This is a genomic window from Paraburkholderia heleia NBRC 101817 (assembly GCF_000739775.1).
Taxonomy (GTDB): Bacteria; Pseudomonadota; Gammaproteobacteria; order Burkholderiales; family Burkholderiaceae; genus Paraburkholderia; species Paraburkholderia heleia.
The window spans coordinates 21,784-36,947 of sequence record NZ_BBJH01000037.1 but is presented as its reverse complement, the minus strand read 5'-3'; the positions used below and the strand labels follow the sequence as shown (position 1 = coordinate 36,947).

Annotated in this window: 11 protein-coding genes; 8 read left to right on the top strand and 3 right to left on the bottom strand. The window is 62.3% G+C overall.

What is annotated here, in order from left to right:
* The first annotated feature begins 55 nt into the window (after positions 1-55).
* The 4 genes from BHE01S_RS38520 (at position 56) to BHE01S_RS26995 (ending at position 3,999) form a co-directional block, all read left to right on the top strand.
* The gene (locus tag BHE01S_RS38520; RefSeq protein WP_167337711.1) at positions 56-850 is read left to right on the top strand and encodes a hypothetical protein; all 795 of its coding nucleotides are present in this window, start codon (positions 56-58) and stop codon (positions 848-850) included.
* A gap of 241 nt (positions 851-1,091) precedes the next feature.
* Entirely contained in the window at positions 1,092-1,901 is an 810-nt protein-coding gene (locus BHE01S_RS27005) for an acetoacetate decarboxylase (RefSeq protein ID WP_042269271.1), read from the top strand.
* A gap of 34 nt (positions 1,902-1,935) precedes the next feature.
* Positions 1,936-2,718 (top strand): 3-hydroxybutyrate dehydrogenase, encoded by a 783-nt coding sequence (locus BHE01S_RS27000; protein ID WP_042269269.1) that lies wholly within the window; start codon positions 1,936-1,938, stop codon positions 2,716-2,718.
* An 18-nt stretch (positions 2,719-2,736) separates the two neighbouring features.
* Positions 2,737-3,999, top strand: a complete 1,263-nt coding sequence (locus BHE01S_RS26995) for a DUF3734 domain-containing protein (RefSeq protein WP_042269267.1) — start codon at positions 2,737-2,739, stop codon at positions 3,997-3,999.
* 70 nt (positions 4,000-4,069) lie between these two features.
* On the opposite strand, the gene BHE01S_RS26990 is transcribed toward BHE01S_RS26995, so the two are convergent.
* On the bottom strand, positions 4,070-5,686 hold the full coding sequence (locus tag BHE01S_RS26990; RefSeq protein WP_042269265.1) for an MFS transporter: 1,617 nt from the start codon (positions 5,684-5,686) through the stop codon (positions 4,070-4,072).
* Positions 5,687-5,983: 297 nt separating this feature from the next.
* Here BHE01S_RS26990 and BHE01S_RS26985 point away from each other — a divergent pair, with 297 nt between their 5' ends.
* The 4 genes from BHE01S_RS26985 to BHE01S_RS36150 all read left to right on the top strand — a co-directional run bounded on the left by BHE01S_RS26985 (position 5,984) and on the right by BHE01S_RS36150 (position 12,083).
* Positions 5,984-7,102 carry a patatin-like phospholipase family protein gene (locus tag BHE01S_RS26985; protein WP_042269263.1) on the top strand — a complete coding sequence of 373 codons (1,119 nt, stop codon included), beginning with the start codon at positions 5,984-5,986 and terminating at the stop codon, positions 7,100-7,102.
* A gap of 118 nt (positions 7,103-7,220) precedes the next feature.
* Positions 7,221-8,000 carry a phosphoribosyltransferase gene (locus BHE01S_RS26980; RefSeq protein WP_042269261.1) on the top strand — a complete coding sequence of 260 codons (780 nt, stop codon included), beginning with the start codon at positions 7,221-7,223 and terminating at the stop codon, positions 7,998-8,000.
* Positions 8,001-8,235: 235 nt separating this feature from the next.
* On the top strand, positions 8,236-11,214 hold the full coding sequence (locus tag BHE01S_RS26975) for a patatin-like phospholipase family protein (RefSeq protein WP_084069280.1): 2,979 nt from the start codon (positions 8,236-8,238) through the stop codon (positions 11,212-11,214).
* Positions 11,211-12,083 (top strand): lipase family protein, encoded by an 873-nt coding sequence (locus tag BHE01S_RS36150; protein ID WP_052406140.1) that lies wholly within the window; start codon positions 11,211-11,213, stop codon positions 12,081-12,083. Before BHE01S_RS26975 ends, BHE01S_RS36150 begins: the two co-directional genes overlap by 4 nt.
* 24 nt (positions 12,084-12,107) lie before the next feature.
* Here the strand turns inward: BHE01S_RS36150 and hydA are convergent, their stop codons facing one another.
* Together hydA and BHE01S_RS26960 are read right to left on the bottom strand one after the other, a co-directional pair.
* Positions 12,108-13,583, bottom strand: a complete 1,476-nt coding sequence (gene hydA / locus BHE01S_RS26965) for a dihydropyrimidinase (protein WP_042269253.1) — start codon at positions 13,581-13,583, stop codon at positions 12,108-12,110.
* A gap of 44 nt (positions 13,584-13,627) precedes the next feature.
* Positions 13,628-15,130, bottom strand: a complete 1,503-nt coding sequence (locus BHE01S_RS26960) for an NCS1 family nucleobase:cation symporter-1 (RefSeq protein WP_042269251.1) — start codon at positions 15,128-15,130, stop codon at positions 13,628-13,630.
* Between the last annotated feature and the right edge of the window lie 34 nt (positions 15,131-15,164).

Genomic DNA, 15,164 nt, shown 5'->3' with positions numbered 1-15,164 from the left:
GCAGGCGCAGAAAGCCAAACAGATAAAAGAGAATTAAATAAAAACCGACAAAAAAATGGGTGAAATTGAATGGGCGTGGGGCAAGGACCGTTTGCATCAGCAGGCAAAAGCACATGAACGCCAGGCCCGACAACAGGATCCAGTGTGCAACCTTGTCCCGATGAAATTCGAGCTTGAAGGCCAGCACAATGCCGACAGTCGCGCCCAGGGCACCGGCGCAACGGAACGCGAAAACTTCCGGAAAGTATGGCCGGAACACCGAACTGGTCTGTGCAAGGCTGATTTCCCAAAAGCCAAAACATACCCAGATCAGGGTGCCGAGCACCAGCGCCGCACGGCGAAAATCGGCGAAGCGCCGGCCATACTCCTGCGTAAATTCCCGTTCGACCTGTGGATCCTCGAACCGGGCGGGCCAGCAAAGCATGTCGACCAGCCATGCGCGAACTGCGCTGGGCACATGCGAGCGTTTGAGGAATGCCGATTCCGTCGCCGATTGAAACCTGAATATGCTCATCGCATCTCGCCGGTATGCTCGCTGGCTAACGAAGCAGGAAGCACGTCTCGTGCTTGCGCGTGCAAGTCCATTCTAGCCGGTCACAGCCTGCCTCGCCCGTTTCCCCGCTGGAAGCGAGGATATCTTACGCCAGCCGACCATAAGAGATGTCATATAACATGGTGCCCGGCGCGCGACGATCGGGCATCGCGGCAGCTCTTTCCAGCCAGTCCACCTATTTCGGATTCCTTTTTTATTTTGACGAAGCAAGACTACGCCGTGGCGAGGCGTTGCTTCACTGAGCGAAGTGGCCGGCCTCCTCTCCCAATCCACGCATTAATCTATTTCCTGTTTTGAGCATCATTCATCACATGTTTTCCGCGCAACGCACGTAATGTCATGATCAGGCTGAAAAAATTTCCATGCGTGACCTTGCGCCATACACACGAAAACGACGCCGGGATGGCCAAAAAACTTTCAATTTCCTTTTTATTTAACGAAATTGAAACGGTGTTTCATCGTCATCAATGCGATCGTGTCATGTTTTGCCTCTAACATCTGTCGCGACGCTTTTACGCAACCTGGCCTGGAGAATAGTATGGATCTGGCAAGAATCCGCCGCGATGCATTCGCGATGCCCATGCACAACCCCGCATATCCGCGGCCGCCTTTTCGCTTCGTCAATCGCGAATATTTCATCATCACGTACGAGACCGATCCCGATGCACTGCGCGCCATCGTGCCCGAGCCGCTAAAGCCGGAAAACAATCTCGTTCATTACGAATTCATCCGCATGCCCGACTCGTCGGGTTTTGGCGACTACACCGAAAGCGGACAGGTGATTTCCGTACGCGATCCGCAAGACCGCCTCGCGAATTACACGCATTCGATGTATCTCGACGACGAAGGCCCGATTGCCGGCGGCCGCGAAATCTGGGGCTTCCCGAAGAAGCTTGCCCGCCCCGTGCTCGCCGTCGATGGCAACGACACGCTGCTCGGCACTCTCGATTACGGCACGCAGCGCATCGCGACCGGCACAATGGGCTACAAGCATCACGTGCTCAACAGCGAAGACGAGCGCCGCAAGCTCGCCGACACGCCCAACTACCTTCTCAAGATCATTCCGCATGTGGACGGCACGGCGCGCATCTGCGAACTCGTGCGCTTCTATCTGCGCGACGTCACGGTGCGCGGCGCATGGAGCGGCCCGGCCGCGATCGAGCTGCATCCGCACGCGCTCGCGCCCGTCGCCGATTTGCCGGTGCGGCGCGTGGTGGGGGCACGTCACGTCATTGCGGACCTCACGCTCGACATCGGCGAGATCGCCTTCGACTATCTTGCCGCCGCATCGGACCAGAGCGCGAGCCGCGACGCCGCCCTGGGCGAACCCGAAGCCGCGCTCGCATGAGCTGTTTAAAATTTTCTTTTAGTAAGGGATACACATGTCTTTGAAAGATAAGGTCGCAGTCGTCACAGGCGCCGCGAGCGGCATTGGCGAACATTGCGCGCGCACGTTCGCGAGCCAGGGGGCGGCGGTCGTGATCGCCGACCTCAATCTCGCGAACGCCGGAAAGGTGGCGGACAGCATCGTGGCGGCGGGCGGACGGGCCTTTGCCGTGGCAATGGATGTCACCAACGAGGAAGCCGTGAATGCGGGGATCGACGAAGCCGCGAGAGCCTTCGGCGGGATCGACGTGCTCGTGTCGAACGCGGGCATCCAGATCATCAGCCCGGTGGACGAGTTCCCGTTCGCCGACTGGAAGAAGATGCTCGCGATTCATCTCGACGGCGCATTTCTCACCACCAAGGCCGCGCTCAAGCATATGTACGGCAGCGGCAAGGGCGGCTCGATCGTCTACATGGGATCGGTGCACTCGCACGAGGCGTCGAAGCTCAAGGCGGCTTATGTCACGGCGAAGCACGGTTTGCTCGGCCTGGCCCGTGTCGTGGCGAAGGAAGGCGGTCCGCGCGGCGTGCGCGCCAACGTCGTGTGCCCGGGATTCGTGCGTACGCCGCTCGTCGACAAGCAGATTCCCGAGCAGGCGGCGGCACTCGGCATTTCGGAAGCCGACGTCGTCAGGAACGTGATGCTCAAGGACACCGTGGACGGCGAGTTCACCTCGCTCGACGACGTGGCCAACACCGTCGCGTTCCTCGCGGGTTTCGGGTCGCAGGCGTTGACGGGCCAGTCGGTGCTCGTCACGCACGGCTGGTCGATGCACTAACGAAGCAAGGGAGAACGTATGCGCAGCAGCAATCTCACCGCCCGCACGGAGCGCAAGCCGTTTGAGCTGCCGCGCTACGACGAAATCGCCCTTGTTTTGCAGGGCGGCGGCGCGCTCGGGTCCTATCAGGCCGGCGTGTTCGAAGGGCTCGCACAGGCCGGCGTCGAACCGCATCGCATTGCGGGCGTATCGATCGGCGCGCTCAACACAGCGATTATCGCGGGCAACGAGCCCGCGCGGCGCGTCGAAGCGCTGCGCGGCTTCTGGGAGTCGATCTGCCATCCGCTCGACTGGTTCGGGAACCTCGGCGCGCTCGCCATGCCGCTGTTCAGCCATCAGGAATTGGCGCGCCGTTGGGCCAGCATGTGGGCCGCGGGCCGCGCGCTGACCGAAGGCCAGCCGGGCTTTTTCGCACCGCGCCGCCCGCTGCCGGTCGCCGGCTGGCAAAAGGCGACACCGAATGCGGTGAGCTACTATGACACCGCCGCACTGAAATCGACGCTGCAACGTTTCGCCGATTTCGACCGTATCAACGATGGCCCGATCCGGGTGTCGGTGGGCGCGGTGAACGTGCGCAGCGGCAATCTCGTCTATTTCGACAACGCGAAGATGCGGCTCGAGCCCGAGCACTTCATGGCATCGGGCGCGCTGCCGCCGGGCTTTCCGGCCGTGGAAATCGAGGGTGAGTATTACTGGGACGGCGGCCTCGTGTCGAACACACCGCTCACGGAGGTGCTGCGCGACGCGGACCACAAGGACACGCTCGTATTCCAGGTCGATCTATGGAGTGCGAGCGGCAACGTACCCGCCGATTTCCTCGACGTGGCCGAACGAGCCAAGGACATTCAGTATTCGAGCCGCACGCGCGCCATCACCAACATGCTTGCCGATCGGCAAAAGCATGCGCGCTTTATCAAGGAACTCCTCGAGCACGTGCCTGCCGAAGCGCGCCGCAACGATCCCCTGTTCCAGCTCGCCGAGAAAGTGGCCGATGGTTCGTCGATCAATGTGGTCCATCTGATCTACAAGAACAAGCCTTACGAAGGGCATTACAAGGACTACGAATTCAGTGCCGACACCATGAAAGAACACTGGTCGAGCGGCGTCGAAGACATTCGCCAGTCGTTTGCGCATCCGGACTGGTTCTCGATACCGAGCCGCGAGCAAGGCTTCGTCACGCACGACATCCATCGGCGCGCGGGCGAAGTGCCCGAGTCGGATCGCGCCGAACTGAGCGCCGGCGCTTCGGGACAGGTGGATCTGACTCGCAAGGTCGCGTAGGCGCAGCGGTCGGGCCGACCCGGCGCCGGCCCGTGTTTGAGGGTTTTCCCTGGCATCGGGCGTTTGCCGTTCATCTCCGGGGCTGTATGGCTGCCGCCGCAATACCCGCTCCAGCGAACGCGCACGCGGCAGACACAACGGCGACGGCACGCAGCGCGTCGATCATGGCGTCCGCTTGCGCACGCGCCACCGGCGTTGCTTGCGGCGGGCCGGCGCCGCCCGACGCGGGCCCGCCTTGCCCGTCCGGCTCCAGCAGTTGCCCCGTCTGGCGAGCGCCCACCGGCACGTGCAACGCGTCGAGGCGCGCCGCCAGCGCCGCGTGATGCGACCACACGAACACGATGCCGAGCACCGCCACCGCCAGCAGGCTCGCCACGCGCGCCACGGCGTTGTTGATGCCGGACGCGATACCGGTGCGCTCGCCCGATACCGCGCCCATCACGGTCGTGGTGAGCGGCGCGACGGTGATCGTCATGCCGAGCCCGAGCACCGCGAGCGCGGGGAAGAATCCGGTCCAGTAGCTTCCTCGCACGAGCGGCAGCGCCAATAGTGCAAACCCGAGCCCGGCGACGCCCGGGCCAACGGTCAACAGCGCGCGTGAGCCAAAGCGGCTCGTCAGTCCACCGGTGAAGCGCGACAGCAAACCGATGATGACGGGCACCGGCAACAGCGCCGCACCCGCTTCGGTCGCGGTGAAACCCTGCGCGCGGATCAGCGTGAACGGCAGGAAGAAGAACGCGCCGCCGAGCCCGAAGTAAAGCAGCAGAGTGACGAGGTTCGCGGCCGTGAAGTCGCGCGAACGGAACACATCGAGCGGCATCATGGGGTTGGCGCTGCGCGCTTCGATCATCGCGAATGCAGCGAGCACAAGCACGCCCACGCCTATTGCGACCAGTACGAACGGATGCCCGAAGCCTCGCGCCGACGCCTGGGTCAGGCCGAAAGTCAGACTCGCAAGTCCTGCTGCCGCGGCCAGCGCGCCGGGCCAGTCGAGCTGCCCGGGCGCATCGGGCCGGTGACTGTTGGGTACCGATGCAACAGCGAGCGCGATCGTAAGCGCGGCGAGCGGGACGTTCAGGAAGAAGATCGCGCGCCACGAAAATGCATCGACGAGCCAGCCGCCCGCCACGGGCCCCACCGCCGACGTGATCGCGCCGACGCCTGCCCAGGTGCCGATCGCCCGCCCACGTGCTTCGTCGTCGAACACCGCGCCGATGATCGCGAGACTGCTGGGTACGAGCAGCGCCGCGCCAATGCCTTGAGCCGCGCGGGCGGCAATCAGCGCAGCGGCATTCGGCGCGAGGCCGCAAGCCGCCGACGCCAGCGTAAACAGCGCAATGCCCGCGATGAACACCGTGCGGCGGCCAAGCTTGTCCCCCATCGACCCGCCGACCAGCACGAGGGAACCGAGAAAAAGCAAATACGCGTTGACGACCCATTGCATCGCAGCGACGCTCGCACCGAGTTCGCTCTGAATGGACGGCAGTGCAACGTTGACGACCGAGCCGTCTATGAACGCCATGCTCGAACCCAGGATCGTCGCAGCGAGCGCAAGACGCTTGCGCTGGCACGGACGGTCGACTACGGAGGGCTGCGCGCGGATAAGGAGCTCGTCGCACGGGCTCGCCTGCGCGGCGACGACATGCACGCCCTTCGGCTCGCTTTCAACAAGATCCCGGTTGGTCAAGTTCGCTCCCGTGTGGATCGATGACTGGAGTCTGTTGATGCCGGGGACGCGCGTCAACCCGGGAGACCGCATACGCGTCGGCAGCGGTCACCGTGCGAACGCGATCCAGATCAGGCTGGCATACATCGGTCTGCCGGCCACAGCGCTGCGCCGTCCCCATTTCGCCACACGCTTGTGCGCGAACGCGCTGAAGGCCGCGCCCCCGTCCTTACCGGTTCCTGAGGCGGCATTCGCCGCCCACGCGTTCCCTCGCGCGCGTACGATTGCGTGCAGCGCGATGACGACGAGAGGGGAGCCATGGCGATAGAAGCATCCACGGGCGGCGTGCAACAGTCCGACCCCAAAGTCGCACTTGCCCTGCAAGGCGGCGGCTCGCACGGCGCTTTCACGTGGGGCGTGCTCGATCGATTGCTGGAATCGACATCGCAGGGCACGCCGTTCAGTGTCGAGGCGATCAGCGGGGCCAGCGCGGGCGGAATCAACGCGGCGCTATGCGCGGCGGGCCTGGCCAGCGGCGGCGCAGCAAAAGCGCGCGAGCGGCTGCGCACCTTCTGGGAAGCGGTGTCGCACGCCGGGGAGCAGGCCGGCAATGCGCTCTTCGGCTTTTCCGAGCCTGGGCCGTTCGGCGGCTGGAATATCGACTGGAGTCCTGGCGCCATATTTTCGGAGATCGTGGGACTCGTCGCTTCGCCTTACAACAATCCCTTTTATCGCGATCCGCTCGGGCCGGTGGTCCGCTCCGCGCTCCCGGAATCTGATCTCTCCACGCTCAATGCGAAACGCGGCGGCCCGCGGCTATTCGTATGCGCGACCAACGTACGAACCGACGAGCGCATCATCTTTACGCAGCCCGAAATTTCTGTCGATGTGCTGCGCGCGTCCGCATGCCTGCCAGGCGAATTCCGCACCGTGAACGTCCACGGCGAACCGTACTGGGACGGCGGCTATCTGGGCAATCCGCCCTTGGCGCCGCTGATCGCCCATGCCCAGGACCTGATCCTGATCCTCGTGAATCCGTTCGTGCGCCACGACATGCCGCCGAGAAATGCGCGTGGCATTCTGAACCGGCTCAACGAAATCGGTTTCAACGCTTCCGTGGTGCTGGAGATCAACGCGATCGAGGCGGTCAACCGCGTGCTCGACTCGGTTGGGGAAGAGGCCGCGAGCAAAAGCCGCTTCAAGACCGTCCGGTTTCACCTGATTCGCGACGACGACTTTCTCGCGCAGTTCGGTTTCGTCTCCAAGAGCAGCACGTCCTGGTCGCTGCTCAAAACGCTGTTCGACCGCGGACGCGAGGTGGCGCAGGTGTGGCTCACAGAAAACTACGCGAATCTCGGGAAAGTGTCTTCGCTCGACGTCAAGGATGCGTTGCTCGATCCAACGCTCAAACGGGTCAGCGGGACGCACACGCAGTAACGCCTGTGGCGTGGCGTGAGACACTGAAGCAGTAGGCCGGTAAACTGAGCGCGCCCGTGCTCATGGCCGGGCAGGAGCGACCGCGCCACGGTTGGGCGGATATTCGGAGCAAAACCAGGTGAACACAGAATTTTCCCGGCTTCCCGTCTACTTCTATGGCTACGACGACATAGAAACCTTTTGCCTGTCTAAAAGAGAGCAGCTGGTTCGGGAAAACACAGGTTTGATACTCGGCATCTTGCGCGGGGGCGCCATACCTGCCCTGATGCTTTCGCAGATGCTGGGCCTTCCGGTCGACTTTGTACACTACGATCGTCGGGAAGCAAGGGCCGAAATCAACAACCAGAAAGTGTTTGCTCTCGTCGATTCCTGCATCGAGCAAGGCAAGACAATCCTTCTCGTGGACGATGTTGCCGGTGTTGGATATACGCTGGCCAACTGCTACGAGTATTTGCTTTCTTTTGTTAAAGACGAGTCTTTGATCAGAGTGCTGACGCTGGTGCACCACGCCGATAGTAGAACGGAAGCGGACCACTACAAAGACTGCTCTTCGGTGCACGCAATATTGCCGTGGGAGCGGTACGTCACCAGTCGCCAGTGCTTCGACGATTTCGTGAAGGCGGAAGCGGCACTGCTGGAAGATCAACGCTACAAAAAGACATTGGCCATTGACGACTCCGCCTACCCTTTGAACCTGAAACAGGAATGGAGGGTGGACAGCCGTCTTGAATTCACGGGCGATCACCACTCGCTCCTGCAAACCATCGAAACCGTTGGGCCGGAGGAGATTTATTGCAACAACGAGTTTCTGATAAAAGTCTTGCTCAAAGCGTTTCCGTTTTCCATCATTTATAAAACGATCAACAACAAGCGATACAGAATCATCGCTTTGGATTAGCGATTGACTCGGTACTCTACCTCCCAGCGAGTACGCGTAGCGTCACATTGTAAGCAAACGGACGCCGTGAGCGTTACGAACGATTGCGATCATGTCCAGTGTGTTTGCGCCGCTTGTGTTCGCCAGATCACATACGCCGACAACCATCCGGACTTTAATTTCCTCATACTGTGCCGGCTGCCCCGACATTCTGACCTAAGTGCTGCGCCGTTCATCGTCCAGAGAACAGGAGTGAATGATGCCGGGTCTCCTTTCGTGCATTGTCAGGACCCTGCTGCGACCCGTGCGCAAGCCCGCCGCGGCTTCGACGCCTCCACCTGCGCCGTCGTGGCAACTGCCTCCGGACTTCTCGCGTCGGGAACTGGAGCAGGTCGAGCGACATCGGATTGCGGTCGATCTTCCCGAATTGCCCAGCGCCACCGATGCCTGCGGCCTGGCCATCTCGGGCGGCGGCATACGGAGCGCCGTATTTTCGTTAGGCATCCTTCAGGCACTGGCCGACACGAAGACGCTGAAGCGCTTCGACTATCTTTCCACGGTTTCGGGCGGCAGCTACATCGGCGCATTCTATGGCAGTCTTTTCGTTCCTGACGAACTACGCGCAGGGAACTTGCGACTTGAGCAATCAGCTTTCATCGCTCAGGCCCAGAGGGCGTCGGGCAAGCTATGCCCGGACGCGGCGCCCGACGAAGCGGACGCAGTCACACCCATCGCCTATTTGCGCGACAACTGCAACTATCTCGTGCCGAACGGCTTGAAGGACTACCTTCAATACCTCGTGTTCTCGATGAGAAACTGGTTCGCCGTACAGTATGTGATCGGCGTGTCGCTTCTGACGATTCTTCTTGCGTTTGGCCTGCTGGACTTCGCCGTGCACGATTTGGCCGCGCAGCTCCTCGGCCCGCCCTCGCCGGCATCGGACGTCTGGTGGTTCTACGTACTTTCGCCGCACCCTGCGTCGTGGTTGACGCATCCATCGATGGCCGTAGCGGATCTCAAGCAGCTGCACCTGGTCTCGCCTGAGGTGTGCTGGTCTCCGTTGCTCTCGTCCGTGCCGGACGTCTGGTGTTCCCCTCTGATCGTGGGCGACCCCTGGTGGGCTCCACTGCAATCGGCCGTACCCGACATCTGGTGGGCCCGCTCGCTGTTGCCCGGGGCCATCGCCGTCCTCATCGCTGCATTTGTTTTTTCTCCGCTCAGCCGCGCCTACTGGCTGACCCAGAACCTCGCACAGAAAACGGGCTTCGTAGGAAAGTGGCTGCCTTTCATATCGCTATTCATAGTCACTTCACTGGCCGTCAGCACAATCGTCGTATTCAATCACGGATCGTCAAAGCCAGTAACGGCACTGCTGCTCGGCCAGCTGACGCATCCGTCCGCCAAGCTTCTCGCCGCGCTCTTCGTCATCAGCACGGGTGTGCTCGGCACCCTGTTTCTGGTCATCGCGTGGCTATATGTCGGCAAGCGAGGCAGCGGCTCAGGCAAATCGTGGTACCGCGGCTCGGTTCCCTCCTCGTCGCCGCGCTCGGATAGCCGGGCCTTCGTCGACCGCTTGCGCAATGCGCTCACGAACGCGTTCACAACACCGCTTCGTCTCTGTGGACATCATGTCGGCGCCGGACCGATTCAGATTGTGCTCTGGATGCTGCTACTCGCGCTCGTCGACGCACTCGGCGGACTCACGTACGAAGCCACTCGCCACCTATCCATGAACTTCCTGAGCGCGCCGAACTCCGGCCCACTGGGTGTGCTGGCCGGCATCGGCGCTGTGCTATGGAGTGTCGCCCGTTTCCTGTTAGCGAAAGGCGACAACATCGTTGGCGGTCTCAGCAAAATTCCGCGCCTCGTTCTCGCATCGGTCGCCGCGGCCTTCGCGGCGCTCGCCACGCTGGCGTTCTGGTCCACCGTGGCCCTCTCGATCTCGATGGTCATATGGCGGCATTACGGCAACGACCAGGACTACGCATCGCGCATGGCAATCCTGTGCGTTGCCTTTCTCGCACTGGCGATGGTGGATGGCCTGTGCATCCAGTTCCTGAATCTCTCGACCTATCAGCGGCTTTACAGCACGCGCTTGACCCGCGCGTTTCTGGGCGCGACCAATGCCACGCGGCTGAACATGCCCGCCATGCGTGACGTGACCAATCTCGTGGCTGGCGACAGCATCACGATGGGGGAATATTTCCACTCCCGTAGTCATGCGCCGGTTCATCTCATCAACGCGACGATCAACAAGACGATCGACTGGGACTCGTCGCTGGTACAGCGTGGCGCCCGTGGGCTCGCCTTTAGCATCGGGCCTGGCGGCATGACCGTGGGCGCCAGGCTCGGCGTGCTCGAGTGCGAATGGGAAAGCGCGAACGATATTTCGACGCCGGCGTGTTACGTCCGTGGGGAATCGCGCACGCGTGACATCTGGCTCGAATCGATGACGCTGGGCGACTGGGTCGCCATTTCCGGTGCCGCTGTGAGCACTGGGCTCGGCCAGAATACGCACGTTGGTTACTCACTGCTGCTTGGCGTGGCGAATATCCGTCTCGGCTATTGGTGGGATACGTTTTCGAAGCCATTCCAGTTGGGTGCGGTGAACTTCGAGCGCAAGCGTGTGCCGATACCCGACGCGAACCTCCCTCACCGTTTTCTCTCCGAGAAACTCTTCGGCACGCAGTTCTGCCTCATGGACGAATTGATGGGTGAATTCGACGGGCCGCGTGGGCGCCGCTGGTATCTCACCGATGGCGGTCATTTCGAAAACACGGGTGCCTACGAATTACTGCGGCGCAAGCTGAAATTCATCGTGCTGATCGACAATGGCTGTGATCCGGAATATCAGTTCGGCGATATTGCAAACTTGATTCGTCGCGCGCGCGTCGATTTCGGCGCCGAAATACGCGAGCCGCGCACACGGCTCCCGCTCCCTTCCTGGTTCCGCCTGAATCCGGCTCACATCGCCTTGTCGATCGGAGAATTCAGGAGGAAGCGAAAGTTCCTCGCGCTCCAGTTCGCGGTTACGTTTGCCAACGGGACTAATGGGCAGATACTGGTCATCAAGCCTCGCGTCACCTCCGCCGCCCCGGCCGACGTGCGCGAGTATCGGAAGCAGAACCCCTCGTTTCCCAACGAGACTACCGCCAACCAGTTTTTCGATGACGTCCAGTGGGAATCGCATCGCGAGTTAGGATATTCGCAGATGTGCAACCTGCTGCGGCCGTGAAGACGGAGATGCACATGTGCGCTATCCCCTACGACCCATCGCGCGACGCGCTCAACTCGCCGGAACTCAGGCCGACGGTGTTCACTGCCGGTGGCAAATACGACATCGGCGGACTATGCGCGGAGTTCGCCCGGCTTGCCTACATACGCTACGAGAAAGGCGGGGCCGAACTCCAGCGGCTCGAACAAGCGCTCGCGCTGGTGGATTTTGAAGGCGCCGTTCCCTTCAACAATGCCGCCGACGACACGCATGGCTTCGGCGCCGCGAGGCAATCCGACAAGCTTGTCGTGCTCGCGTTCCGGGGAACGGAACCGCAGTCGCTTACCGATATCGCAATCGACCTCCAGGGCAGTCTGACAGACTGGACGGAAAGCGCAGGGAAAGTCCACGCCGGATTTGCACATGCCGCCCGCGGCTTGCGCGAAGCGGCCGACAACTGGCTCAAAGAGACAATTGCGCCGGGAACCCAACTCATCTTGACAGGCCATAGCCTCGGTGCAGCCATCGCGACGCTCTTTGCCAGCCTATGCACGCCAAACGCCCTCGTGACGTTCGGTTCGCCTCGCGTAGGCGACGCGACGTTTGTCGCGACGCTCGACGGGGTCGGCATCACCCGCTATGTCGACTGCTGCGATCTCGTCACCGATTTGCCACCGCCCATTGGCGGATACGTCCACGCAGGAGTGTCGAACTACATCACGCGCGAAGGCGCGTTGGCACCGCACGCCGACGATGCCTTCGTGCAGGCGGACCGCGCCGCCGCGCGTGACGACTATCTGCTCAACTACGCGTGGCGCATCGGTAACGTCATGGTGCGCGACCTCGCGGATCACGCCCCGATCAACTACGTGAGATGTCTCGTTCCGTGAAGCGACACGCCGCCGTCAATCAGACTAACCGGGCCCTTTCGCCTGATTGGACGCATCCCCCTCCCGATGCATCGGTTGCGTCTCCCTAAAGCGCTTCGCAAGCCGCGATGCCTCCAGATAGCCGGGGTTCGACGGCCGCTTCAGGTACCGCCCGGCACCGCGCCGCGCCCGCAGATCGCCGTTCGCCCACACGAGTTCGCCTTGCGAGACCGTATGAGTGGGCACGCCGCGTACTGTCATGCCTTCGAAGACGTTGAAGTCGACGTTCTGGTGATGCGTCTTCACCGAGATCGTACGCGTGGCCTGCGGATCCCACACGACGAGGTCGGCGTCGGCGCCGGCCGCCACCGTGCCCTTGCGCGGATACAGATTGAAGATCTGCGCGGCGTTAGTGGAGGTCACTCGCACGAATTCGTTCGGCGTAAGGCGGCCTGTGTTTACGCCCTGATCCCACAGCACCGCCATGCGATCTTCCACGCCGCCGCACCCGTTCGGAATCCTCGTGAAATCGTTGCGGCCCATTGCCTTCTGCGAAGCGCAGAACACGCAATGGTCGGTCGCCGTGGTGTGCAGCAGCCCGCCCTGCAGCCCGCGCCAGAGCGCGTCGCGATGCTCTTTCGTACGGAACGGCGGGCTCATGACATGGGCGGCAGCGCGCGTCCAGTCCGGGTCTCGATAGACGGACTCGTCGATCACCAGATGCCCGGCGAGCACCTCGCCGAACACGCGTTGCCCTTCGCTGCGCGCGCGGGCGATGGCTTCGAGCGCGTCTTTCGCCGAGACATGCACGATGTACACCGGCACGCCCAGCACCTGCGCAATGCGAATTGCGCGATTCGCCGCCTCGCCTTCGACTTCGGGCGGCCTCGAAAGCGGATGCGCCTCGGGCCCCGTGAAGCCGCGCGCAAGCAGCTGCCGCTGCAACTGGAAGACAAGTTCGCCGTTTTCGGCATGCACGGTGGGCAGCGCGCCCAGTTCGAGCGAACGCGCGAAGCTGTTCACGAGAATCTCGTCGTCGGCCATGATGGCGTTCTTGTACGCCATGAAGTGCTTGAAGCTCGACACGCCATGTTCGTTCACGAGGTGGCCCATGTCGCGATACACGCTGTCGTCCCACCACGTGACCGCGACGTGAAAGCCATAGTCGGCGGCGGCTTTTTCAGCCCAGCCGCGCCACTCGCGAAACGCATCCATGAGCGGCTGCTTCGGGCTCGGAATCACGAAATCAATGATCGACGTCGTGCCTCCCGCCAGGCCCGCCGCCGTGCCCGTGTAGAAGTCGTCGCTCGCCGTCGTGCCCATGAACGGCAGTTCCATGTGCGTATGCGGGTCGATGCCGCCCGGCATCACATACTGGCCGCCCGCGTCGATCACCGTCGCGCCAGCGGGCGCGTCGAGATTTTCGCCCACGGCCTGGATCACGCCGCTTTCGCAAAGCACGTCCGCACGCCAGCTCTTGTCCGCATTGACGACGGTGCCGCCTCGAATCAGGATCGCCATGATGCCAAGTCTCCTTCAGTTAAGCGAATTCGCGCTGCAATCCCTCACGCACTTGCCACACTCGGGCGCCGGCTCTTGCCGAGCTTCATCATCACGCCGTAGACGAGCGCCGCAATCGCGAGCCCCACGAACCACGCGTAGGTGTAAATGCTTTTGAACGCGTCGGGAACGGAGGGAAACACATTCGGGAACGCGGTGTTGAGAAAGCCCGGCAAATTGGGCAGCACGCCCAGGAGCAGCGCAATGACGGCCGCCGGGTTCCAGCCGTTCGAATAGGCATATTCGCCGTTCTCCTCGAATAGCTGGGCCGTATCGAGGCGCGTGCCGCGAACGAGGAAGTAATCGACGATGAGAATGCCCGCCACGGGTCCGAGCAGCGCGGAATAGCCGACGAGCCAGGTGAAAATGTAGCCCTGCGTGGTGGCGAGAATCTTCCATGGCATCATCACGATGGCGATACCCGCGGTGATGAGTCCCCCCGCCTTGTACGAGATCGCCTTGGGCCAGAGGCTCGAAAAATCGTAAGCCGGGCCGACGAGATTGGCGGCAAGATTGCAGCACATCGTGTCTAGCGTGAGGATGACGAGCGCGATGCCCACGCCCACGCCTTCCATGCGGCTGGTGAGATCGATGGGGTCCCAGATCGCCTTGCCGTAGATCACCACCGTGGCAGAGGTCACGACGACCGAGACCACCGAAAGCAGCGCCATTGGAATGGGCAGGCCGATGGCCTGCCCAACGAACTGGTCCTTCTGCGTTTTCGCGAAGCGCGTGAAGTCGGGAATATTGAGCGCGAGCGTGGCCCAAAAGCCCACCATGGCCGTGAGACTCGGCCAGAACGTCGCCCAGAAGAGACCTGCCTTCTTGCCGCCAGCGGCGAACTGGGAAGGCTGCGAGAGCATCGACCCCACGCCGCCCGCCTTCGAACAGGCCCACCACACGAGCACTGCGCACATCACGACCTTGATGGGCGCGGACCAGCTTTCGAGCCAGCGGATCGAATCGGTGCCGTGCAGGATGAAGTAGAGTTGCAGCACCCAGAACACAAGGAAGCACGCACCCTGGCCGATCGAGATGCCGAGAAACGGCAGCGCGTCGCCCACCAGAGCGTTGTGCGTGAGGATATTGGCGAGCGTATAGATGGCGCTGCCGCCGAGCCACGACTGGATACCGTACCAGCCGCACGCCACGATGGCGCGCAGCATGGCCGGCAGTTTCGCGCCCTGCGTGCCGAACGAGGAACGCACCAGCACCGCGTAGGGAATGCCGTATTTCGTGCCGGCGTGCCCGATCAGCAGCATCGGCACGAGCACGATGAGATTGCCGAGCAGCACCGTGAGCACCGACTGCCACGGCGACATGCCCTGCTCGGTCAGCCCGGCCGCGAGCATGTACGAGGCGATGTTCATCACCATGCCCACCCAGAGCGCCGCAAAGTGATACCAGCGCCACGTGCGCTGCGCGGCGCCGGTTGGCGCGAGATCGTCGTTGTATAACTCGCTTTCGGCGCGGCGCACGCTGGCGTCGCCTGTCAATGGCTGACTCATGGTTGCAGTTCTCCGTGGCTTTTCGTTGGTCTGG